Source organism: Candidatus Polarisedimenticolaceae bacterium (assembly GCA_036376135.1).
In the GTDB taxonomy this organism is placed as follows: Bacteria; Acidobacteriota; Polarisedimenticolia; order Polarisedimenticolales; family DASRJG01; genus DASVAW01.
The window spans coordinates 1-21252 of sequence record DASVAW010000083.1 but is presented as its reverse complement, the minus strand read 5'-3'; the positions used below and the strand labels follow the sequence as shown (position 1 = coordinate 21252).

The window sequence follows — 21252 nt, the reverse complement described above, 5'->3', positions numbered from 1 at the left end:
TCAGGCCGCGGGCTCGCCCTCGGCCGCCGGGCGGGACGCGGCGCGCGCCCGGCGCGCGGCCGACTCGACGACGAGGGTGCGCAGCTGGTGGCCCCCGATGGCGAGGACGTACGCCGTGCTGGTGCCGATGTGGATCCAGGCGAGCCAGCGCAGCGCGTCGCGGGAGGCGACGGTCTGGAGCAGATACCCGGACGCGACCATCGGCACCATCACGGCGAACACCGTGAGGCCCGTGCGACGGCCTCCCGGGCGGCCGGAGCGGAACTGCCGCCAGATGTGCCGGAGGAACACGACGCCCACCGCGAAGACGAGCACCGGGGCGGAGAGGATGTGCAGCTTCAGGAAGAACGGCTGCCACGGGTGGTTCACGATCGCGTACGGGTCCGCGGGGGCCGCGACGTGCTTGAGCCAGAGGAACGCGAACCCCGAAAGGCCGACGACCGTCGTCGACCCCCAGAGCATCCAGCGCTCGAAGGGGTTCACCGGGCCGTCCCCGGCGACTCGGCGAGCGCCTGGTGGACCGCGAGGATCCGTCGCGCGGCGTCGGTCGCCGCCTGGGCGGAAAGGGTCGCTCCCGTGATGCCGTGGATGCCGCGCTTGACCGACAGCTCGCGCTCGAGCCGGCGGCCGCGGAACTGCCCGAACCAGGCGTCGCGGGGGAGGTAGTCCTCCGGCTCGGAGAAGACCACGACGTCCACCCGGACGATCGCGCCGTCCGGACCGACGACCACCATCAGCGTCTCCGGGAGCGTGCGGACCACGTGCGTGTCGAAGTAGGCGAAGCCGAGGGAGGCTCCGTCGCGGCGGCCCTCGTAGCGGGTGACGAGGGCGGACGAGACCTCGACGCCCGGGCCCGCGAGCTCGCGGGCCCGGGCGAGCTGGGCCTGCGTGAGGTACGCGGTCTTCTTCTCGCTGGCGGCGCCCTCTCCGAACGCGAGGCGGAGCGCCTGCTCCTGGGAGAGGAAGGCCTTTGCCTCCGCGCGCCCCGCGACCGCGAGCAGCGCCGCCATGACGAATGCCGTGAGGGGCCGGCGGCGCGGGGCCTGCATCGCGGGAACGGGACGCGCGGAGGAAGTCATGAACGCTCCGAGTCTCAGAAGAGGTAGCCGACGGCGAGGTTGACCTGGTCGACGCCGGTGCGGGCCTCGTTTTCGAACTTGTTCCAGTCGAGCTTGATCGCGATGTTCGGGATCGGTTTCCACGACGCGCCGACGGTCGTGACCGTTACGTCGTTGGCCGGGTCGGCGGTGAAGCCCTCGGGGACCCGGTCCTGCGTGTTGAAGCGCTCGTAGCGGACGAAGGGGATCAGCGCCTGCTTCGTGCCGTCGCGGTGGGCGAGGACGTCGTACCCCGCCTCCGCGTACATCCCGTACTGGCGCTCGCCCACGGAACCCGCGCCGGTGAGCCCCTGCGCGGCGTTGATCCTCGCGGCGTCGTCGATCGACGTCTTCACCCAGAGCAGGCGCGTCTGCAGCCCGCGCCAGCGGTACTCCGCGTGGAGGTCGACAAGCGTGGTCTTCGCGTCGATCGACCCTTCGGCGTCGGTCTCGCCCTGGCCGGCGTTTCCGGCGAAGAAGGCGCCGCCCAGGGTGAGGCCGGCGACCGGCTTGACGTCGAGCCGACCGGTGAGCGCGAAGTCCTCCGCGGGCGACTGCGAACCGCCCGACCGGCCGTCGCGGATCCCCGAGGCCTGGAATCCTTCCGCGCCCGAAGAGCTGCCCTCGATCGCGTCGAGCCCGGTGACGAGGTAGGCACGGTAGGAGACCTTGCCCGCCTCGCCGAAGACGCCCACGCCGTTCTCGCGCCAGGTCGTCGGGATGATCCGGTTCTCGACCTGCGGGCGCTTGGCACCGAGGAAGGTCGGTCCCTCGTGCATCTCGTTGACGAACCCCATCGGAACGAGCATCAACCCGGTGCGGACGTTGATCGCATCGCGGAAGAGGAAGTCGAGGTAGGCGAACTCGACCGACACCTCGCCTTTCTCCTCGTCGCCTTCGCCGGTCGTGGCGTGTTCGTACTCGATCTCGGAGTTGAAGAGGATGCGGTCGTTGAACTTGTACCCGAAGTAGAGGATCGCCCGGGCGAAGTCGAGCTGATCCGTGCGGCCCGACGCCGTGCCGTCCTCCCGCGTGGAGTCCGGATTCTCGTAGATCATCTCGCCGTAGCCGCCGATGGACACGCCGCGCTTCACGCCGTAGACCTTCGAGGCGCTGGGCGCGAGTCCGTACTTGCCGCCGGCGGTCGCGTCGGCGGACGGCGCCGCGTCGCCAATCCTGAGATTCTCGATCTCCTGGGTGAGCACCTCGATCTGCCGGCGGATCTCGTCGATCTCGGGGGTGTCCCCCGATCGGGCCCGCAGGTCCGCGAGGGCCTGCTCGAGGGCCTTCACCTTCTGCTCGAGCTCGGCGGTCTTGGCGTCGTCGGCCACCGCCGCCGGAATCGAGGTGAGTGCGACGGCGACACCAAGGAGGAGGGACTTCAGGAAACGTGACATGGGGGCCTCCTGCCTTCGTCGCGGCCGGGGGCTCCGACCGGACAGGCACGGAAATCTAATTGCGAAAGATTCGCAAGAAGGGGCAAAAAAAGAGGCGAGGCGATCGGTCATGCGCTGTGCGCCCGGCGGGATGGGTGCTGGCACGCGGCGCACAGGCCGGCCATCTCGATGCGCACGACCTCGGGCCGGAAGCCGCTCTCCTCCTGGACGCGGCGCTTGATGCTCTCCCAGAACGGACCCTCGGGCTCGAGGACCCCTTTGCACTTCGTGCAGACGAGGTGGATGTGCAGCGACGAGGGCCGGATCTCGTAGTAGTGCCGCTCGCCGCTGACGTGCATCAGGTCGAGCTCGTCGACGAGGCCGAGCTTCTTGAGCTTGTTGAGCGTCCGGTAGATCGTCGCCCGATGGATCGTCGGGTCCTTTACCTTGGCGCGCTTGTAGAGCGCCTCGGCATCCAGGTGCTCCGTCGCCTCCTCGAGGACCTCGACGAGCAGCTGCCGCTGGCCGGTCATCCGCAGGCCCTTGACCCGCATCCGCTCCGCCAGCGTTCCGATCGAGCCCTTCACGGGGCCTCCGACTCAGTTGCGAACCGTTCGCAACCCACGCCGGGAACGTATCGCACGCCTCCGCGGCGCGTCAATGGCGCGCCTCTCCGAGATCAGCTTTTCCCTTGACCCCCGTCAAGGGACGGCGGGGAGACGGCGAGACGGAGGATCCGACGACCGCGGACCTTGACCACCTCCACGCGTCGCCCGCCGATCCGGACGGCGTCTCCGACCCGCGCGATCCGGCCCAGCCGGGCGAGGACGAGCCCCGCGATCGTGTCCACGTCCTCCTCGCCGTCGTCCGCGATCCCCAGGACGGAGTCCATGTCGTCGAGCGAGAGGGCCGCGTCGACGAGCAACCGCCCGTCGGGCTGGGGCTGCACCTTGGGAGTCTCCTGGTCGTATTCGTCCTGGATCTCGCCGATCAGCTCCTCGAGGACGTCCTCGAGCGTGACCACCCCGGCGGTGCCGCCGTATTCGTCGACGACGACGCCGAGGTGGATCCGACGTTTCTGGAACAGGGCCAACGCCTGTTCGATGCGCACCGTGTCGGGGATGAACAACGGCGGGCGGGCGATCGCGCGCAGATCCCCTCCGGTCGCGGGGGGAGCGGCGAGCGGGAAGAGGTCCTTGATGTTGACCACCCCGACGACCTGGTCGATGCCGCCGTCGCAGAGCGGATACCGCGTGTGTCCGTAGTCCCGGGCCCGGACGAGGTTCTCGGCGTAGGCGTTCCGCAGGTCGAGGTAGACGACGTCCCCCCGAGGAACGAGGATCTGCCGGACGGTCCGGTCGGGGAAATCCAGGGCCCGGGACAGCAGCCGCGCGTGAGGCTCGGAGAGCACGCCGCTCTTCTCGCTGACCGCGAGGATCATCCGGAGCTCCGCTTCGCTGTGGGCGAGCGATCCCTCGCTGGCGGGGGTGAGACCCGCCAGGCGCACGATGAAGTTGGACGTCCCGTTCATCAGCGCGATGAGCGGCCAGAAGACGGTCTTGAAGGCGTGAAGCGGCCAGGACACGGCGAGCGCGGTCGACTCCGGATGCGCGATCGCGAAGGTCTTCGGGGCGAGCTCGCCGAGAACCACGTGCAGGAACGTGATCAGGGCGAAGGCCGCGACGATCGCGGCGGAGTGCGCCGCGGCGACGCTCCACGCTCCCGTCCACGAGAACAGAGGCTCGAACAGCCGCGCGAACGCGGGCTCACCGACCCATCCGAGGCCGAGGGAGGTCAGCGTGATGCCCAGCTGGCACGCCGAGATGTACGCGTCGAGGTGGCGGAGGACCTCGCGGGTGGCGACGGCCCGCCGCACGCCGGTGCCGACGAGCTCCTCGATCCGCGTGACCCTCACGCGGACGAGCGCGAACTCGGCGGCGACGAAGAAGGCATTCACCGCGACGAGGGCGAACGCGACGGCGATGAACGGAAGCGTGCTCACCGCGGCACCCACGGGCCGGCGTCCCCCTCGCCGAGGGTCCCGGCGCCCAGGAACCAGCGCAGCCGTTCGACGACTTCTCGCGCGGACCGGAGGTGGGTCGGGTCGAAGGCGACCGCGCGGTCCCGGTGGGCGGCGAGCCAGCGCGTGACCAGCGCCACTTCGACCGGCCGCGCCGGCTGTGAGACGGGACCGGGCCTCGGGTCGAAGCAGCGCTCGTCGAGCAGTCGCTCGATGCGCCGAAGCCCTCCGCCCCGTGGCCCGATCGGCACGACGTCCACCCATTCGCCGCCGTGGATGAGGAACGCGCGCAGCGCGTGAGGAGGCCAGCCCGGCTCCAGGATCAGGATCGACTCGAATCGGGCGCCGCGTCCCGGCGTCGGATGGTGGTGCCGCTGGACGTTCGCGGCGGGTCGGCGCCGGGCGATCTCCGCCGCTTCACGGAGCACCGCATCGAGATCGGAGCCCGAAGGCGCGACCTCGATCCGGTGCACGGCATCGATCAGGCGCTGCACCCGCGCGGTCCGCGGGCCGCTTTCACGGAAATACGAGGCGAGGCGACGCCGGAGGTCCCGTGACTTGCCGACGTAGACCAGGCCGCCGTCGGCGTCGAGGAACCGGTACGTTCCCGCCGCCGCCGGCACCGTGCGCAGCCACTCCCGGTCGAAGGCGTAGCGGGACCAGGGGATCGCCGGAGCGCCCCCGGTCGCCGCGGCTTCGAGTTGGGCGAACCCCTCGCCGGGGCGCCGCAGGGCGCCGAGGCAATTCTCGAGGATCTCGGCGGCACGTCCGGGATCGGCCGCGTCGCGGAAACCCACGCCCAGCCGCGCGGCCAGCTGCTCGAGGGTGTGCCACCCGGGAAGGCCGGCGCGCACGCGGCCCAGCCGCCGCAGGGAAACGAGCCGCCCGAGCGGCTCGCCGAGCCAGCGCTCGAACGCCTCGATCGCTCCCGGGGCGTCGTGGAGGACCGCGATCGCGCCGTCGAGCGCTTCGAGCGCCTCCGAGCGGAGCTCCACCGCACCGCGTGCATCGGCCGGGTCCCCCGCGCACGCGGCGAGCACGCGCCCGGAGCCGGCGCGCACGACCGCGATCGAGCGCAGGACGAACGGACGCCGGGGTCCGGGGCGCTCTCCGTCGATCACGACGAAGGCGAGGTCGGGGTCCGCGGCGGGGGCAGGAGCGGGAGCCAGAGCCTCGTCCTCGACGAGCGCGGGCGCGGCGGAGAGGCGCCAGGCTCCGCCGTCGTAAACCAGGCGAGGGTCGGAGGCGAAGGCGACGTCGAGGAGAAGAGCGGCCGTCGCCTCGTCGCCCACGCGCGTCGCGAGGACCGCCGTCGCCAGGTCCACGCCGGTTGCGCCGTCGGGGTGATCGCGCAGGTACCGCACCGCGCGTTCGGCGGTCAGGGAGGCGGTCCTTCGCACGCCGCGTACCCTCAACGGGGGGCGGGGGGGGCCGCGGCGGGCCGCCGGGAGACGGGGCCCCACGCGCGCAGCTGCCGGACGATCGAGTCGATCTGAGCGGGCGTGAGAGGACCGCCCATGTCGACCGAGAACCCCGGCATGCGCGGGTTCGCGGTCCCGAACGCGATCGCGTCGGCGAGGGCGCGGTCGTCCCGCGACGCGAGGTAATCCGCGTCGCGCAGCCCGTTCGCGAGGCCCCCGTTCGCGTCGGCGCCGTGGCACATCGCGCAGACGGCGGCGAAGAGCGGCTCGCCGGTTTTCCCGGCCGCCGGCTTCGCGTGGCATTCGGCGCAGCCCGCGCCGAGCAGCGATTGCCCCTGGATCGGCGGATGGCCGGCGGAGACGCGGGGGTTCGCGGGAGGGAGGACCTTCGCCTTGATCGTGAGGATCGTGCGCGGTTTCGCGGGGTCGGTGGTCACCACGGCGATCGTCTTCCGCACGTCTCCCTGCTGGCCGGCCGCGTTGAAGGTCACGAGCAGCGAACCGCTCTTCCCGGGAGCGATGGGGCCTCCCTCGATCAGCGAAGCGGTGCAGCCGCAGGAAGGAAACGTGTTCACGATCTCGAGCGGGGCCGTGCCGTCGTTGTGGACGGGCCAGCGGTAGTCGACCTTCGCATCCGCCGCCAGCGTTCCGAAGTCGTGGGTGGTGTGCTCCCACCGGGTTCTCGGCGCCGGGTTTTCCGGCGTGTCGGCTCCGAGGAACAGGCACGCGACCGCGAGAAAGACCCCGGGGGAGGTCCGATGCACGTTCATGGGACCCTCATGGTACGGCGAAGCGACGTCGTGTTCATCCCTCGAGGTCGGGGGGGACGATTCCGGCGGCCTCGAGGTACCCGAGCCCCCGCCGCTCCGCGTACACGGCGCATTCCTTGATCTTGCGGAGCAGGACGGTCGCGGCCGGTCCTTCTCCCGCCCGTGCCGCCGCGGCGAGGATCCTCGTCCCGTGCTGCGTCAGGAACTCGACGAGAGCCCCGACCTCGCCGGGCGCGACGAAGGCGCCGACGTCCCTGGGGCCCTGGATCTCGAGGTGCAACCCTTCCTTCACCTCCGGGAACGCGTCGCACGACTCCGCGAACAGCCGCCATGCCGGAACGAGGCAGTCCGGCGCGGGAACCCCGGACGCGCGGCAGATCGTCTCCAGCCCGTCGACGTCGCGTCCGACCCAGAAGGGCTGGACGCGGGAGTGCAGCCAGACCGCCCGCCAGGCAAGCTCCTGCGCGAGCGCCTGGACGGCCGGCCGCGAAGGCTGGCCCTCCTCCGCCGGCCACGATCCCCCCTCGCGGGCGGCGCGGCCGAGATCGAACAGGCGCTTGAGCGAGGCCAGCAGGTCGTTGCGATGCTGGAGGTCGGCGGAAAGGTCCTCGCCGTCCCGCGGCTCCACCTGGTCGACGAAGGAGGGATCGAGGCGCGAGGCCTGGTCCCGGGCGAGCCGGTCCGCGGCCGGCTCGCCGTCGGCGGTGCGGAACGCCTCGACGGCGGCGGCGACGCGCTCGGCCGAGCCCTCGGCGACGAAGAACGGGCGCCCGTCCACGTGGAGATCCGCCTCCAGCCGCTGCATCGCCTTGCGGGCGAGCTCCGGGGCGCGGAAATCGATCTTCTCGAGATTCGTCCGGATGCGATCCCAGAGCCTGGCGGTGGGGTCGGCGGAGGGAGGCGTCGCCGCCTCGACGAGTTCGGTCAGCGCCCGGGGCCAGCGACGGGCCCGCCACCACGTCTTCCGGAGACGGATCGCCTCCTGCAGGTAGGGCTCGGGGTTGATCTTGCGACCCGCCACGAGCGGCGCGATCACGTCGTCGAAGAATGCGACGTCGGCCGGGTGAAACGAGACGAGCCCTCTCACGCGCGTCCTCCGTGGGCCAGCTTCGCGACCGCGTCGACCGTCGCCGGGAGGGTCGTGCCGACCGGCCCGGGGACGAAGACGTCGGCGTCCAGGCAGCGCTCGAGGTTGAATTCGACCAGGCGGCCGCCGTGCGCGCGCACCTGATCCGGGAGCCACGCCGCGGGGACCACGTTCGCCGACGTGCCCACGACGAGCAGCACCTCGCATCCGGAAACGAGCTCGGCGATCGCCTGCGTGGCCTGGGTTTGCTCACCGAACAGGACCACATCGGGCTTCAGGATCGAGCCGCACGCCGCGCAGCGGGGCAGCGGGGCGTCCTCCTCGAGGTGGGACCGCTCGAACGGAGTCGACCGGCCGCAAGTCGGACAACGCAACCGCTCGCCGTTTCCGTGGATCTCGAGGACTCGCCGGGAGCCGGCCGCCTGGTGCAGACCGTCGATGTTCTGCGTCACGACGCCGGCGATCCACCCTTCCGATTCGAGCGCCGCGAGCGCCAGATGGCCCGCGTTCGGTCGCCGGTCGACGCAGCTCCTCCCCAGCGCGCGGAACAGCGTCCACGCCTTCGCCGGCTCCTCCCGGAAACACGCCAGCGTCGCGTACTCCATCGGGTCGAAGACCGACCACAGTCCGCCGGGGCTCCGGAAGTCGGGGATCCCGCTCTCGGTGGAGACCCCGGCTCCGGTCAGCGCGGCGGCCTTGCGGGCGCGCACGATCGCGTCTGCGGCGCGGGTTACGGCATCGTCGCTCACGGGGCAGAGGATAACGCGTTCGCGATAGGCTGGGCCGACGATGGCTCGAAGGAAACGAACCCGGCCGCTGCGGCGCCTCGTCCTCGTCACGCTCCTGATCGTCGGGGTGTGGCTCGGCGTCGAGGTCCTCACCTGGCCCGACGTGGCGGCGCTTCGCCGCGAAGACCCGACCACCACCGCGTTCATCGAGCGTTGGAAGGACCGGCGGCGCGAGGCGGGGATGCGCGCCGACGTCGACCGGCGGGTCGTGCCCTATTCGCGGATCTCGGCGCACCTGAAGCGCGCGGTGCTCGTGGGCGAGGACGTGAACTTCTTCTCGCACCACGGATTCGAGGTCGCCGAGATGAAGGTCGCGCTCCGCGAGGCCTTGGACGACCGCGAGCTCCCGCGCGGCGCCTCGACGATCACCCAGCAGCTGGCCAAGAACCTCTGGCTTTCGCCCTCCCGCGACCCGCTCCGGAAGGTCAAGGAAGCCATCCTGACCCGCCAGCTCGAGGCGGCCCTCCCGAAGCGACGGATCCTCGAGGTCTACCTCAACGTGGTCGAGTTCGGTCCCGGCGTCTACGGCGCGGAAGCGGCCGCCCGCCGCTACTTCGGCAAGCCCGCGGCGGAGCTCGACGAGCCGGAGGCGGCCGCGCTCGCGGCGGCGCTACCCAACCCGGACGGGTGGAATCCGTCGACGGGAAGCCGGACCGCCGCGGCCCGTCGGGAGAAGCTCCTGCGTCGCATGGCCCGGGCGGAGTTCCTCTGGCGGGAGATCTGAGCGCGCGCTACCAGACCTCGAACTCGCGCTGGAGCTTCACGCCGAACCGCTCGTTCACCTCGCGCTCCACGCGGGCGACGAGCGCCAGCACGTCGTGCGCGGTGCCGCCGCCGACGTTGACGAAGAAGTTCGCGTGTTTGGTGGAGACCTCGATGCCCCCCTCGCGCGCGCCCTTGAGGCCGGCCGCCTCGATCAGGCGCCCCGCGAAGTCGCCGGGCGGCTTGAGGAAGACCGAGCCGCAGGACGGCAACTCGGTCGGCTGGTTCTGCCTGCGCGACGCCGCGAACTGGTCGAGACGGGCGCGCACGGCCTCGGGGTCGTCCTGGGCGAGGCCGAAGGTCGCTTCGAGGACGATTCCGGCGCGGCCCTTGAACGCGCTCGTCCGGTAGCCGAAGGCGCAGCGCTCGCGAGGCCAGAGCTCGCGCTCGCCGTCCGGGGTCAGGAAGTCCACGCGGAGCACGACGTTCCCCGTTTCGTACTGGTGCCACCCCGCGTTCATGACGACCGCCCCGCCGACCGAGCCGGGAATCCCCGCGGCGAACTCGAGCCCGGCGAGCCCGTGGTGCGCCGCGGCGTTCGCCACGGCGGGGAACGAGGCTCCGGCCCCCGCGACGACCCTGGTCCCTTCGACGTGGATCCCGTCGAGGGTCCGGCGTACGCGCAGGACGAGACCGCGCACCCCCTCGTCCCGGATCAGCAGATTCGAGCCGTTTCCGAGGATCCGCCACGGCGTCCCCGATGCCGCGGCCCATTTCAGGGCGTGGACGAGGTCGATGGGGTCGTCGGGGGTGGCGAGGAGCTCGGCGGGACCCCCGATCCGCCACGTCGTGAACGGGGCGAGCGGCGCCTCCGTCCGGATTTCGCCGCGGAATCCGGCGTCGCGCAGCGCCCGGGCCCTGCTCTCGGCGGGGTTCATGCGCGCGAAGCGTACCAGAGGGAACTTCCCCGGCGCGCCCCGGTCCAACCCTTCGGAGGGACCGTGGCATGCTCGTCCCCGTGCGAAGCGCCTCCGAGGATCCCGACCCCGAGCCGGCCCCGATCGAGGAAGCCCTGGTCCGACGCGCCCGCGAGGGGGACCGCGGCGCGTTCGACCGCCTGGTCGGACTCCATCTCCCGCGCGTCTGGGCGGTCGTCGCGCGGATCGTGCGGCACCGCGAAGACGCGGAGGACGTCGTGCAGGAGACCTTCCTCACCGCGCATCGCTCGATCGCGGACTACCGCGGGGACGCGGCGTTCTCCACGTGGCTCCATCGCATCGCGGTCACCCGCGCGCTGAACCACCTGAACCGAGCCTCGGTCCGGCTCGCGCGCGCGTCGGATCCGATCGACGGCGACGGGGTGCCGGAGCTGGCCGCCTCGGAGGCGAAGACGCCGCTGCGCGCCCTCGAGTCGAAAGAGCTCCTGCGTCGCCTCGCGGACTGCCTCGAGAAGCTCCCCGCGACCTGGAAGGCGGTGGTCGCGCTGCGCGACGCCGAGGAGCTGTCGTACGAGGAGATCGCGCGCGTTCTCGGGATCGAGCTCGGTACCGTGCGTTCGCGCCTGGCCCGCGCCCGGGGCTCGCTCAAGGACTGCGTGGAAGGAGGCTCGCGATGAGCGCGACCGATCACCTCCCGGTCGAGCTCCTCTCCGCGCACCTGGACGGCGAGGCGACGGCGGAGGAGCGCGCGCGCGTCGAGGCTCACCTCGCCGGGTGCGAGAGCTGCCGCGCGACCCTCGAGGACCTTCGCCGGATCGTCGACGCATCGGCGCAGCTGGGCGCTCCGGAGCTTCCGGAGGGACTTCGCGAGCGCATCGCGTCCTCGATCCTCCCCCCCGCGTCCGGGCGTCGCGCGTGGCTCGGCGCCGCGGCCTCGCTCGCCGCGGCGGGGCTCGTCGCCACCGCGTGGTACCTCCAGGGGCCCGAAGCACCCAGACCGCAGGCTCCGAGCGCCGAGGTGCGATCCCCCGAGGCCGCGCCGCCGCCGCCGACACCGCCGCCGCCGCCGCTGCGGAAGCCGAAGCCGAAGCCGAAGCCGCTGCCGGAGCCCGAGGTGATCGCGACGGAAGGCGCCGCGAGGGACGCCGAGGCGAAGCACGCCCCGGCGCTCGAGCCCGAGGTGCGGGAGCGCGTCCTCGACTCCTTCCGGCGAGAGGAAACCACCGCGCCCCGCCCGACGGCCAAGGCGTCCTCGGCACGGGAAGCGACGCCCGAGCGCGACGAGAACCTCGCCGCGCGCGCCGGTGCCGGCCTCGGCGACGAACCTTGCGGCGTCGTGGAGTTCGTCGAAGTGTCGTCGGACGTCGCGATCGCTCGTGGTCCCCTCGAGGATGCGCTCCGACGGCAGGGTGCGAGGCCGCAACCGGAGTCCCGACCGGGGATCCTGGAGGTCATCGTGCCGAGGAGCCTCTGGCCGGAGTGTCGGCGAACCCTGGCCGAGGCCGGGGTCCGCGTCGAGGAGACGCGAGTGGAGTCGCTCCCGGGCGCGTGCATCGGCGTGCGGGTCCGATTCCCGGCCCCGTGACACCGCAATCGTTGCGTCCGGCCGGAATCGCCATGTGGGCCGATGCCGCGGCGCAGCGAGATTCTTTCGGCCGGCGGCTGCGGCCACGCACGAATTGCGCCGGAAAGGCGCCCAGGAGCGTGATTTAGGTCGTCGGCGGGGCGGTACGGATCGTGCAAAATCTCGGGGTCCGATACGGAAAGGCCCCGATGCACGAAACCTCGATCGTCCAGGCCCTGCTCGAGCAGGTCGAATCCCAGGCGCGCGCCCACAAGGCGACCTCGGTGCAGAAGGTCACCCTGCGGCTGGGCGAATTGGCCGGGGTCGAGGCCGAGCTCCTCGCGACCGCCTTCGACGTCTACCGCGAGCCGACGGTGGCAAAAGGGGCGGCCCTCGAGATCGTCCGGGTCCCGGCGCGTTACCGTTGCCCGCAATGTTCGCGCGAGGTGCACCGCGGGGACTTCCTGCAATGTCCCGACTGCGCGGTCGGGGCCCGACTGATCGCGGGGGACGAGATCGTCCTCGAACGGCTCGAGATGGAGGTGGACTGACCATGTGCGACAGCTGCGGCTGCGGCGACCACGAACTCGTTCCCGTCGAGATCCAGCAGAAGATTCTCGTCGAGAACGACCGGACCGCCGCGCACAACCGCGCGCACTTCGCCGAAGGCGGCGTGCTCGCGATCAACCTGATGGGCTCGCCGGGAGCGGGGAAGACGGCCGTCCTCGAGCGCACCGCGACCGCGTTCACGCAACGTTTCCGGCTGGGCGCGATCACCGCCGACCTGGCGACCGACCGCGACGCCCTCCGGCTGAACCGCGCGGGGATCCCGTCGCTGGCGATCACGACGGGGACCGCCTGCCACCTCGACGCGAGGATGGTCCACGACGCGCTCCACCAGTTCCCGTGGCGCGACGTCGAGTACCTCTTCATCGAGAACGTCGGAAACCTCGTCTGCCCGGCGGTGTACGACCTCGGACAGGCGTTCAACGTGGTCGCGCTGTCGGTGACGGAAGGGGAGGACAAGCCCCTCAAGTACCCGACGATGTTCCACAAGGCCGACCTCGTGCTGATCACCAAACACGACCTCGTTCCGCACCTCGAGGTGGACGTCGCCGCGATCGAGGACGCGATCCGTCGCGTGATGCCCGACCCGAAGGTGTTCGTCGTCTCCGCGCGCACCGGCGAGGGATTCGAGCGCTGGCTGAAGTGGCTCGAGGCGCGGCGGGAGGAGCTGCTCGTCAAGCCCCGCGCGCACGCCCACCTCCGTCCGCACCCTCACGTCCACCCCTCCTGAGTCGGCCGTGACGCGAGCCCCCGCCGCCGCGCCCGTCTCCCGCCGCAGGCGATTCGAGGTGTGCGGCGCGGTCCAGGGGGTGGGATTCCGTCCCTGGGTCTACCGCGAGGCGACCCTGCGCGGTCTGTCCGGCTGGGTGCAGAACGACGCCCGGGGCCTGTTCGTCGAGGTCGAGGGGCCCGCATCCGCGATCGAGGCGTTCGAGCGCGACCTGACCGCCGGCGGGCCGCCGAACGCGCGCATCGAGTCGATCGCGGCGACCTGGGTCGAGGTCGACGGGGGCTCCGCCTTCTCGATCCGGACCAGCGAGCAGGTCGGCACGAAGACCGTGGCGGTGCTCGCCGACCTCGCGACCTGTCCCGACTGTCTCGACGAGGTGCTCGACCCCGCGGGGCGTCGCCACCGCTACGCCTTCACCAACTGCACCCGGTGCGGGCCGAGGTTCACGATCGTTCGCGAGCTGCCGTACGACCGCCCCCGGACCACGATGGCGGCGTTCGCGCTGTGCCCCGACTGCCGTCGCGAATACGAGGACCCCGCCGACCGCCGGTTCCACGCGCAGCCCGTGGCCTGCCCCGCGTGCGGGCCGACGCTCGTGCTCCGGGACGCCGACGGCCGCGCGCTCGCCGCCGGAGGCGGCGCGATCGACGCCGCGGCGGGCGCCTTGCGCGACGGGCGGATCGTGGCGGTGAAGGGACTCGGCGGCTTCCAGCTCCTGTGCGACGCGGCGGACGAAGGGGTCGTCGGCCGCCTGCGCGAGCGCAAGCGCCGCGAGGAGAAGCCGTTCGCCCTGATGGCCCGGGACCTCGACGCCGTGCGGGAGCTCGCCGAAACCGACGCCGCGGCGGAAGCCGCCCTCGCGGGCGCCGCCGCCCCGATCCTCCTGCTGCGTCGCAACGCGTCGGCCCGGGTGGCCCGCAACGTGGCGCCGGGCATGACGACGCTGGGGGTCATGCTCCCCGCGACGCCGATGCACCACCTGCTCCTTCGCGCGTACGAAGCCCCGGTCGTCGCGACGAGCGGAAACCTCAGCGATGAACCGATTTGCACCGAGGAGAGCGAGGCGCTCGACCGCCTCCGCGGGATCGCCGACGTCTTCCTCGTCCATGACCGGCCGATCGCGCGGCACGCCGACGACAGCGTCGCGTGGGTGCTGAGGGGCGAGACGCGCGTTCTGCGCCGCGCGAGAGGATTCGCCCCGCTCCCCGTCGCCGTTCCGAGCTCCCTTCCGGCGGTGCTCGCCGTCGGTGCGCACCAGAAGAACGCGGTGGCGCTCGCGCTCGGCCCTCGCGTCTTCCTCGGGCAACACGTCGGCGATCTCGACACGCCTCAGGCGCTCGCGGCGTTCGAACGCTGCGCGGACGACTTCCTGCGGCTCTGGGACGTCCGCCCGGAAGCGATCGCGTGCGACCTCCACCCCGACTACGCCTCCTCGCGCTGGGCGCGGGAGGCGGCGACGCCGGCCGGGCGCCTGCCGTCGGTTCCCGTCTTCGCGGTCCAGCACCACCACGCCCACCTGGCGTCGTGTCTCGCCGAGAACGGCGTCGACGGTCGCGCCCTCGGCGTCGTCTGGGACGGAACCGGCCTGGGCGACGACGGGACGATCTGGGGGGGGGAGTTCCTGCTGGGAGACGCCGCGGGGTACCGTCGCGTCGCGTCGCTGCGTCCCTTCCCGCTCCCGGGGGGAGACGCCGCCGCGCGCGAGCCCCGGCGGGTGGCGTTCGCGCTGCTCTGGGCGCTGGGAGACCCCGCTCCGCCGACGATCACGGACTTCACCGAGGCCGAACGGCGGCTGCTCACGCGTCAGCTCGAGCGCGGGCTTCACACGCCCACCACCTCGAGCATGGGCCGGCTGTTCGACGCAGTCGCGGCGCTGGCCGGGATCCGCCAGCGCAGCGCGTTCGAGGGCCAGGCCGCGATGCTCCTCGAGTCCGCGGCGACCGACGTCGCGTCGCGGCCCTACGCGCTTCCGGTCGTGTCGGGCGACGGCCGCCTCGAGCTCGACTGGCGGCCGCTCGTGGCGGAGATCGTCCGTGACGTCGCCGCGGGCGCGGAGGCCCGGGTCGTCGCCTCCCGCTTCCACGCCGCTCTCGTCGCGGCGATCGTCGAGGTCGCCCGCGCCGTGGCCGAACCGCGCGTCGCCCTCACCGGAGGCTGCTTCCAGAACCGCACCCTCGCCGAGCGGGCCGCGCGGGCGCTCGAAGCGGAAGGGTTCGAGATCCTGCTCCACAAACACGTCCCGCCGAACGACGGCGGTCTCGCGTTGGGTCAGGCGGTCGTCGCCGCCCGGCGCCTGCAGGAGGTCTGACGCCATGTGCCTCGGCGTTCCGGGAAAAGTCGTCTCCATCGACCCCGCGACGGTCGACACGATGCCGATGGGCCGTGTGTCGTTCGCGGGAATCGTGAAGGACATCTGCCTCGCCTACGTCCCCGAAGCGAAGGTGGGCGACTACGTCCTCGTCCACGTCGGCTTCGCCATCAGCCGCATCGACGAGAAGGAAGCGGGGGAGGTCTTCAAGTTCCTCGAGGAGATGGGGGAGCTCGAGGAGTTCGGGGAGAAGCGTCCATGAAGTACGTCGACGAATACCGCGGCGAGGCGGAGGCGAAGCGCTTCCTCGAGCTGCTGCGCAGGAAGGTCACGCGCCCCTGGACGCTGATGGAGATCTGCGGCGGCCAGACGCACACGTTCATGAAGTTCGGTCTCGACCGGATGCTCCCGGAGCAGGTCACGCTCGTCCACGGCCCCGGGTGCCCCGTCTGCGTGACGCCGGTCGAGATGATCGATCGCGCCGTCGCGATCGCGCGCCGGCCCGAGGTGATCTTTACCTCCTTCGGCGACATGCTCCGCGTGCCCGGGACCGGCGACGACCTGCTTCGGGTGAAAGCGTCGGGTGGAGACGTGCGCGTCGTCTACTCGCCGCTCGACGCCGTCGAGCTCGCGCGCAAGCACCCGGACCGGCAGGTCGTCTTCTTCGCGGTGGGGTTCGAGACGACCGCACCGGCGAACGCGATGGCGGTGCGGGTCGCGAAGCTCTCCGGCGTCGCGAATTTCTCGGTCCTGTGCTCCCACGTCCTCGTGCCGCCGGCGATGGAGGCGATCCTCTCCGCACCCGGGAACGTCGTCCAGGGCTTTCTCGCCGCGGGGCACGTCTGCACCGTGATGGGATTCGAGGAGTACGAGCCGATCGCGGAGAAGTACCGCATCCCGATCGTCGTCACGGGGTTCGAGCCGCTCGACCTGCTCGAGGGGGTCTACCGCGTGGTCGTCGCCCTCGAGGAGGGGCGCCACGGCGTCGAGAACCAGTACGCCCGGACCGTGCAGCGCGAGGGGAACCGCCACGCGATCGAGACGGTCCACGAGGTCTTCGAGGTCGGAGACCGCGCCTGGCGCGGCGTCGGCTTCATCCCCGCGAGCGGGTACAAGCTGCGACCCGCGTACGCGGCGTTCGACGCGGTGACGCGTTTCGACGTCGAGTCGGTCCGAGCCGACGAGAACGCCGAGTGCATCGCGGGGCTGATCCTCCAGGGACGCAAGAAGCCTCCGGAGTGCTCCGCGTTCGGCACGCGCTGCACCCCCGATCACCCGCTCGGCGCGCCGATGGTCTCGACCGAGGGGGCGTGTTCGGCGTACTTCTCCTACGCGAGGGCCCGTTCATGAGCGAGCGGCACCCGGGCGAGGCCCTTCGCCACCTGGCCTGCCCCATCCCCGCGACCGAACACGAGCACGTGCTCCTCGCGCACGGGGGCGGGGGGCGCTTCTCCCAGCGCCTCGTCGAGGGGATGTTCCTCGAGGCCTTCGACAACCCCGCGCTCGCGCGGCTCCACGACGGCGCGGTCCTCGACCTCGGCGGCGCGCGCCTGGCGTTCTCCACCGACTCGTACGTGGTGAGTCCGATGTTCTTCCCCGGAGGGGACATCGGCTCCCTCGCCGTTCACGGGACCGTGAACGACCTCGCGATGTGCGGGGCGTCTCCGCTCGCCCTCTCCTGCGGCTTCATCGTCGAGGAGGGGCTGCGCATGGAAGACCTGTGGCGCGTCGTCCGCTCGATGGGTTCCGCGGCGGCGGCGGCGGGGGTGCCCATCGCCACGGGGGACACCAAGGTCGTCGACCGCGGGAAGGGGGACGGCCTGTTCGTGAACACCTCGGGGGTCGGGCTCGTGCCGAAGGGGATCTCGATCGATCCCGCGCGCGCGCGGCCGGGCGACGTCGTCCTGATCAACGGGCCGATCGCCGACCACGGGATCGCGATCCTCTCGGTGCGCGAGGGACTGGAGTTCGAGACGGCGATCGTCACCGACTCGGCGCCCCTGCACCGGCTCGTCGCCCGCCTGCTCGATGCGCTCGGCGACGACGTCCACGTCCTTCGGGATCCGACCCGCGGCGGGGTCGCCTCGGCGATGAACGAGATCGCCAAGTCCGCCCGCGTGGGGATCCGGCTCGACGAGCGCCGGATTCCGGTCCGGGACGAGGTTCGGGGCGCGTGCGAGATCCTCGGGTTCGACCCGCTCTACGTCGCGAACGAAGGGAAGTGCCTCGCGATCGTCGCGCGGGAGCGCGCGGAGGAGGCGCTCGCCGTGATGTGCGCCGACGAGTTCGGAGGGCAATCGGCGATCGTGGGGGAGGTGACCGACGGGCCCGCGGGGCAGGTCGTGCTGCGCAGTCGCGTCGGCGGCGACCGCGTCGTGGACCTCCTCTCCGGGGAGCAGCTGCCGAGGATTTGCTGAGCCGAAAGCGCTACACTGCCGTCGGCCCTCGGAGGATGCTGCCATGCGTCCGCGCTCGCTGATCCTGACGGGCGCGTCGGGGTTCGTCGGTCGACACGTCATCGAGTCCGCGCGGGGCGACTGCGTCCTGTACGGGTTGTCGAGGCGCTCGCAGTCCCGGGCCGGCGTCCCGGAGCACTCCAACGTCCGGTGGCTGCACGCCGACATCACGGACTGGGAGTCGGTGCGCGCCGCGTTCCGGCGAATCGTCGCCCACGGCCCCGTCGACGCGGTCGTCCACCTCGCGGCGTATTACGACTTCACGGGGGAGCAGGACCCCCTGTACTGGAGGACGAACGTCGAGGGGATGCGGCACGTCCTCGAGGCGACGAAGGAGTCGGGGATCCGCAACTTCGTCTTCTCCTCCTCCCTCGCGGTGAGCCGATTTCCGGATCCGGGGAAGGTCCTCGACGAGACGAGCCCCCCCGACGGCGTCGAGATCTACTCCGTCACGAAGGCCGCCGGCGAGCGGATGCTCGGCGAATACGACGGCGCCATCAAGTCGTCGATCGTGCGATTCGCGGCGTTGTTCTCGGACTGGTGCGAGTACCCGCCGCTGTTCGCGCTGATGGAGACCTGGACGGGAAGGAACTGGAACCGGCGCCTGGTCGCGGGCCGGGGCCGGACGGGGCTCCCGTATCTCCACGTCCGCGAGATCCCCCCGATGCTCCGTCGGGTCTTCGATCGATTCGAGGTGCTCGCGCCCCGCGGGGTCGTGATCGCCTCGGGGGACGGCGCGACCTCGCAGGACGCGTTGTTCGAGGCGGTCGCGCTGCACGGCCGGCGCCACGGGGGCGAACCCATCCACATCCCCAAGGCCCTGTGCGGCCCGGGGATGTGGGTGCGGGACCTCGCGGGACGGCTCGGCGGACACCGTCCGTTCGAGCGCCCCTGGATGGCGAAATACATCGACAGGGTGATGGCGGTGAACGCCGCCCGCACGCGGTCGCTTCTGGGCTGGGCGCCCCGCGAACGCCTCGAGATCCTCCGCCGGATGCCGTTCCTGATCGAGAACCTCGAGATGGACCCGATCGAGTGGCACCGCCGCAACCACTGGGCGATGCGCCGACTGCGCGTCGGTCCGAACCTCCGTATCTACGCGATGCTCGAGAAGCGCGAGAAGCAGATCGTCTCCCGGCTGACCGATCTCATGTACGGGCCCCGCGCGGGAGAGCGGTTCCCGACCTACCAGCGCCTGGTCCACGACCCTCCGCAGTGGCAACACGGCCAGGCGCTCCACGCGCTCATGAACGCCATCCGCACCCGCGAGCGCGGCATCTTCTTCGCGTTCTGCGAGGAGCTGGCGGATCGACGGTTCGCGGCGGGGTTCCCGGCGGCGGAGGTCTGCGATGCCGTCGAGACCGTCGGCCGGATCGCGGCGGAGGAGATCCTCGAGGAACCGGAAGCCGCGGATCTGAGGGAGGAGATCGAGGACTACGTCACGATGCCGCTCAAGTTCGGCATCGACCACATCCTCGACCGTTACGACGTCCTCGCCGAGCAGCGGCGGGCCGGGGGAGAGACGGTCACGCCGGTCGGGACGCCCTGACCCTCGCCCGCACCCACGCCACCGCGATCCCCATCGCCCCGTCGCTCACCGCGGAAAAGGGGATCAGCCACGGCACGTCCGTGCCGAAGCTGTGCGAGGCGAGGAAAACCGTCGCGATCCCCTTCGCGCAGAGGAGCACGTTCACGGTTCCGTGGCGGCGGTACTCCCAGACGTAGGCGAAGGCCGCGATGAGGTGGAAGGCGCCCCCCTGACGAGGGAAAAAGGGGGGCGGCGCGGTGCTCCATCCGCCAAAACGGAGGCCCCATTCCGTGGCGAACAAGAGCACCACGCCGACCGCCAGCGTGTGGAGCGCGACGAGGTGGACGAGCCACGGCTCGGCGCGCTCCAGGAATCCGGGACGGCTCAGGCGGTTTCCCACCAGACCTGAGAGGAGGCAGGGACCGAGCGACGCTCCGCCTCGATGCCGAGTCGTGCGAGTTCCTTGACGACTTCCTCGCAGGCTTCGGGGATCGCGGCGTGCAGCTCGGCCGACATCGAGGTTCCCTTCTCGCACGACTTCGGCACGACGCCGACGAGCAGGACCTCTTCAGGGCAGGAGCCGGAGAACTGGAGCGACAGCAGCGTCTCCAGCACGGTGGGCTGGTGGGCGCTGGGCCTGGGGGAGGGCGCGACCTTGAGAAGGGCGTCGCGCCGGTAGAGCTTGATCGTCCCGGGCGGCCCGTCGGTGATCGCCGTGTCGACGAGGATCACCGCGCGCCGCCCGGTCATGTAAGGCACGAGGTCGAATCCCGGGGTCCCCAGCTCGAGCACGTCGACGCCCTCGGGAAAGCGGAAACCCGCCTCGAGCGCGTGGATGACGTGGGGGCCGAAGGCGTCGTCCTGCATGAGGATGTTGCCCAGCCCCAGGATCGCGACCTCGCTCATCAGAGAACCTTGACCCGCGCGATCTCGCGACCCTCGGGATCGACGGTGTGGACGGCGCACGCGAGACAGGGATCGAAGGAGTGGATCGTGCGCAGCACCTCGAGGGGCTTCTCGGGATCCGCGATCGGATTGCCGATCAGGCACGCCTCGTACGGGCCTTTCATCCCCTTGGAGTCGCGCGGCCCGGCGTTCCACGTCGTCGGGACGACGGCCTGGTAGTTCTTGATCTTGCCGTCCTTGATGACGATCCAGTGGGACAGCGTGCCGCGCGGCGCCTCGTGGAATCCGAAGCCCTGCTGCTCTCCCTTCGGGAAGGTGAACGGCGTGAAGATCGCCGTGTCGCCCTTGCCGACGTTGTTCACGAGAAGCTCCCAGTGCTTCTGGGCGAGGTCGCAGATCGTGGCGCACCGGATCGCGCGGGCGAGGTGCCGGCCGAGGGTGGAGTGCAGCGCGCCGGGGCCGACCTTCGTCCCCGCCACCGCGGAGACGGTGTCGAGCGCGTAGGTGCCCCACTTCTTCGTGAGCTCGTGACCCGAGGCGAGGCCGACGAGGACCTGCGCCAGCGGACCCACCTGGGTTGGCTTGTCCATGAACCGGGGGGCCTTGACCCAGGAGTACTTGCCGTTCGCGTCGTAGTCCACGAGCTTGGGAACGGTCTCGGACTCCCACGGGTGCTTCGTCCAGTTCCCGTCGTAGTAGGCGTGCTCGATGTTCTCGGTCACGTTGTCGCGGAAGTACGGGTCCTGGAACGAGGTGATCGGCTTGTAGGTGCCGAGGTCGCCGTCGAAGATCGTCCCGCCGGGAAGATCGAACTGCGTGCCCTTGGTGTCGAGCGGAAGGTCGGGGACGGCGAGGTAGTTGGTGACGCCCTTCCCGTAGGGAAGCCAGTTGGCGTAGAGCGCCCCGATCGCGCAGACGTCGGGGAGGTAGACCTGCTGGATGAACGCCACGACGTCGTCCAGCATCGTCTTGATCTTGAAGAGCTGCGCCATGT

Annotated in this window: 23 protein-coding genes; 10 read left to right on the top strand and 13 right to left on the bottom strand. The window is 71.4% G+C overall.

Annotation, left to right across the window (positions count from 1 at the left end):
• The 9 genes from VF139_07990 to VF139_07950 all read right to left on the bottom strand — a co-directional run bounded on the left by VF139_07990 (nt 1) and on the right by VF139_07950 (nt 8520).
• The gene (locus VF139_07990) at nt 1-483 is read right to left on the bottom strand and encodes a hypothetical protein (protein ID HEX6851337.1); all 483 of its coding nucleotides are present in this window, start codon (nt 481-483) and stop codon (nt 1-3) included.
• Nucleotides 480-1079: an FMN-binding protein gene (locus tag VF139_07985; protein ID HEX6851336.1), complete on the bottom strand. Its 600-nt coding sequence runs from the start codon at nt 1077-1079 to the stop codon at nt 480-482. Before VF139_07985 ends, VF139_07990 begins: the two co-directional genes overlap by 4 nt.
• 14 nt (nt 1080-1093) lie before the next feature.
• On the bottom strand, nt 1094-2494 hold the full coding sequence (locus VF139_07980) for a hypothetical protein (GenBank protein HEX6851335.1): 1401 nt from the start codon (nt 2492-2494) through the stop codon (nt 1094-1096).
• Between the two features lie 107 nt (nt 2495-2601).
• Nucleotides 2602-3060 (bottom strand): Fur family transcriptional regulator, encoded by a 459-nt coding sequence (locus tag VF139_07975; GenBank protein ID HEX6851334.1) that lies wholly within the window; start codon nt 3058-3060, stop codon nt 2602-2604.
• 92 nt (nt 3061-3152) lie between these two features.
• On the bottom strand, nt 3153-4475 hold the full coding sequence (locus VF139_07970) for a hemolysin family protein (protein HEX6851333.1): 1323 nt from the start codon (nt 4473-4475) through the stop codon (nt 3153-3155).
• Nucleotides 4472-5893 (bottom strand): nucleotide excision repair endonuclease, encoded by a 1422-nt coding sequence (locus VF139_07965; GenBank protein HEX6851332.1) that lies wholly within the window; start codon nt 5891-5893, stop codon nt 4472-4474. Before VF139_07965 ends, VF139_07970 begins: the two co-directional genes overlap by 4 nt.
• Nucleotides 5894-5904: 11 nt before the next feature.
• Nucleotides 5905-6684, bottom strand: a complete 780-nt coding sequence (locus tag VF139_07960) for a DUF1573 domain-containing protein (protein ID HEX6851331.1) — start codon at nt 6682-6684, stop codon at nt 5905-5907.
• Between the two features lie 34 nt (nt 6685-6718).
• The gene (locus tag VF139_07955; protein HEX6851330.1) at nt 6719-7771 is read right to left on the bottom strand and encodes a hypothetical protein; all 1053 of its coding nucleotides are present in this window, start codon (nt 7769-7771) and stop codon (nt 6719-6721) included.
• Nucleotides 7768-8520 carry an NAD-dependent deacylase gene (locus VF139_07950; GenBank protein ID HEX6851329.1) on the bottom strand — a complete coding sequence of 251 codons (753 nt, stop codon included), beginning with the start codon at nt 8518-8520 and terminating at the stop codon, nt 7768-7770. Before VF139_07950 ends, VF139_07955 begins: the two co-directional genes overlap by 4 nt.
• Before the next feature lie 40 nt (nt 8521-8560).
• On the opposite strand from VF139_07950, the gene mtgA reads away from it, so the two are divergent.
• Nucleotides 8561-9283: a monofunctional biosynthetic peptidoglycan transglycosylase gene (gene mtgA / locus VF139_07945; GenBank protein HEX6851328.1), complete on the top strand. Its 723-nt coding sequence runs from the start codon at nt 8561-8563 to the stop codon at nt 9281-9283.
• Nucleotides 9284-9290: 7 nt separating this feature from the next.
• On the opposite strand, the gene murB is transcribed toward mtgA, so the two are convergent.
• Entirely contained in the window at nt 9291-10199 is a 909-nt protein-coding gene (murB, locus tag VF139_07940; protein ID HEX6851327.1) for a UDP-N-acetylmuramate dehydrogenase, read from the bottom strand.
• 68 nt (nt 10200-10267) lie between these two features.
• On the opposite strand from murB, the gene VF139_07935 reads away from it, so the two are divergent.
• From VF139_07935 to VF139_07895, 9 genes are all read left to right on the top strand, one after another.
• The gene (locus VF139_07935) at nt 10268-10876 is read left to right on the top strand and encodes a sigma-70 family RNA polymerase sigma factor (protein HEX6851326.1); all 609 of its coding nucleotides are present in this window, start codon (nt 10268-10270) and stop codon (nt 10874-10876) included.
• Nucleotides 10873-11784: an anti-sigma factor gene (locus VF139_07930; GenBank protein HEX6851325.1), complete on the top strand. Its 912-nt coding sequence runs from the start codon at nt 10873-10875 to the stop codon at nt 11782-11784. Before VF139_07935 ends, VF139_07930 begins: the two co-directional genes overlap by 4 nt.
• Before the next feature lie 188 nt (nt 11785-11972).
• Complete coding sequence (gene hypA / locus VF139_07925) at nt 11973-12314, top strand: hydrogenase maturation nickel metallochaperone HypA (protein HEX6851324.1); 342 nt, start codon at nt 11973-11975, stop codon at nt 12312-12314.
• A 2-nt stretch (nt 12315-12316) separates the two neighbouring features.
• Nucleotides 12317-13060: a hydrogenase nickel incorporation protein HypB gene (gene hypB / locus VF139_07920; GenBank protein ID HEX6851323.1), complete on the top strand. Its 744-nt coding sequence runs from the start codon at nt 12317-12319 to the stop codon at nt 13058-13060.
• A gap of 7 nt (nt 13061-13067) precedes the next feature.
• Nucleotides 13068-15368: a carbamoyltransferase HypF gene (gene hypF, locus VF139_07915; GenBank protein HEX6851322.1), complete on the top strand. Its 2301-nt coding sequence runs from the start codon at nt 13068-13070 to the stop codon at nt 15366-15368.
• 4 nt (nt 15369-15372) lie between these two features.
• Nucleotides 15373-15630, top strand: coding sequence for a HypC/HybG/HupF family hydrogenase formation chaperone (locus VF139_07910; protein ID HEX6851321.1), 258 nt, complete (start codon nt 15373-15375; stop codon nt 15628-15630).
• Nucleotides 15627-16718 (top strand): hydrogenase formation protein HypD, encoded by a 1092-nt coding sequence (hypD, locus tag VF139_07905; GenBank protein HEX6851320.1) that lies wholly within the window; start codon nt 15627-15629, stop codon nt 16716-16718. Before VF139_07910 ends, hypD begins: the two co-directional genes overlap by 4 nt.
• A complete protein-coding gene (hypE, locus tag VF139_07900; GenBank protein ID HEX6851319.1) occupies nt 16715-17785 on the top strand; it encodes a hydrogenase expression/formation protein HypE in 1071 nt (356 codons plus the stop codon). The genes hypD and hypE overlap by 4 nt, the downstream gene beginning before the upstream one ends.
• A 43-nt stretch (nt 17786-17828) precedes the next feature.
• Entirely contained in the window at nt 17829-19373 is a 1545-nt protein-coding gene (locus VF139_07895; GenBank protein HEX6851318.1) for an NAD(P)-dependent oxidoreductase, read from the top strand.
• On the opposite strand, the gene VF139_07890 is transcribed toward VF139_07895, so the two are convergent.
• From VF139_07890 to VF139_07880, 3 genes are all read right to left on the bottom strand, one after another.
• A complete protein-coding gene (locus VF139_07890) occupies nt 19351-19752 on the bottom strand; it encodes a hypothetical protein (protein HEX6851317.1) in 402 nt (133 codons plus the stop codon). The genes VF139_07895 and VF139_07890 overlap by 23 nt on opposite strands.
• A complete protein-coding gene (locus VF139_07885) occupies nt 19737-20258 on the bottom strand; it encodes a HyaD/HybD family hydrogenase maturation endopeptidase (GenBank protein HEX6851316.1) in 522 nt (173 codons plus the stop codon). The genes VF139_07890 and VF139_07885 overlap by 16 nt, the downstream gene beginning before the upstream one ends.
• Nucleotides 20258-21252, bottom strand: a 995-nt coding sequence (locus VF139_07880; GenBank protein HEX6851315.1) for a nickel-dependent hydrogenase large subunit, incomplete at its 5' end; no start/stop codon positions are given. The genes VF139_07880 and VF139_07885, both read right to left, overlap by 1 nt.

Bases quoted from the DNA above. Each gene is read 5' to 3' on its own strand.
- VF139_07985 (HEX6851336.1), bottom strand. From the start codon at position 1,079: ATGACTTCCTCCGCGCGTCCCGTTCCCGCGATGCAGGCCCCGCGCCGC.
- VF139_07980 (HEX6851335.1), bottom strand. From the start codon at position 2,494: ATGTCACGTTTCCTGAAGTCCCTCCTCCTTGGTGTCGCCGTCGCACTC.
- VF139_07960 (HEX6851331.1), bottom strand. From the start codon at position 6,684: ATGAACGTGCATCGGACCTCCCCCGGGGTCTTTCTCGCGGTCGCGTGC.
- mtgA (HEX6851328.1), top strand. From the start codon at position 8,561: ATGGCTCGAAGGAAACGAACCCGGCCGCTGCGGCGCCTCGTCCTCGTC.
- murB (HEX6851327.1), bottom strand. From the start codon at position 10,199: ATGAACCCCGCCGAGAGCAGGGCCCGGGCGCTGCGCGACGCCGGATTC.
- VF139_07935 (HEX6851326.1), top strand. From the start codon at position 10,268: ATGCTCGTCCCCGTGCGAAGCGCCTCCGAGGATCCCGACCCCGAGCCG.
- VF139_07930 (HEX6851325.1), top strand. From the start codon at position 10,873: ATGAGCGCGACCGATCACCTCCCGGTCGAGCTCCTCTCCGCGCACCTG.
- hypA (HEX6851324.1), top strand. From the start codon at position 11,973: ATGCACGAAACCTCGATCGTCCAGGCCCTGCTCGAGCAGGTCGAATCC.
- hypB (HEX6851323.1), top strand. From the start codon at position 12,317: ATGTGCGACAGCTGCGGCTGCGGCGACCACGAACTCGTTCCCGTCGAG.
- VF139_07910 (HEX6851321.1), top strand. From the start codon at position 15,373: ATGTGCCTCGGCGTTCCGGGAAAAGTCGTCTCCATCGACCCCGCGACG.
- hypD (HEX6851320.1), top strand. From the start codon at position 15,627: ATGAAGTACGTCGACGAATACCGCGGCGAGGCGGAGGCGAAGCGCTTC.
- hypE (HEX6851319.1), top strand. From the start codon at position 16,715: ATGAGCGAGCGGCACCCGGGCGAGGCCCTTCGCCACCTGGCCTGCCCC.
- VF139_07895 (HEX6851318.1), top strand. From the start codon at position 17,829: ATGCGTCCGCGCTCGCTGATCCTGACGGGCGCGTCGGGGTTCGTCGGT.
- VF139_07885 (HEX6851316.1), bottom strand. From the start codon at position 20,258: ATGAGCGAGGTCGCGATCCTGGGGCTGGGCAACATCCTCATGCAGGAC.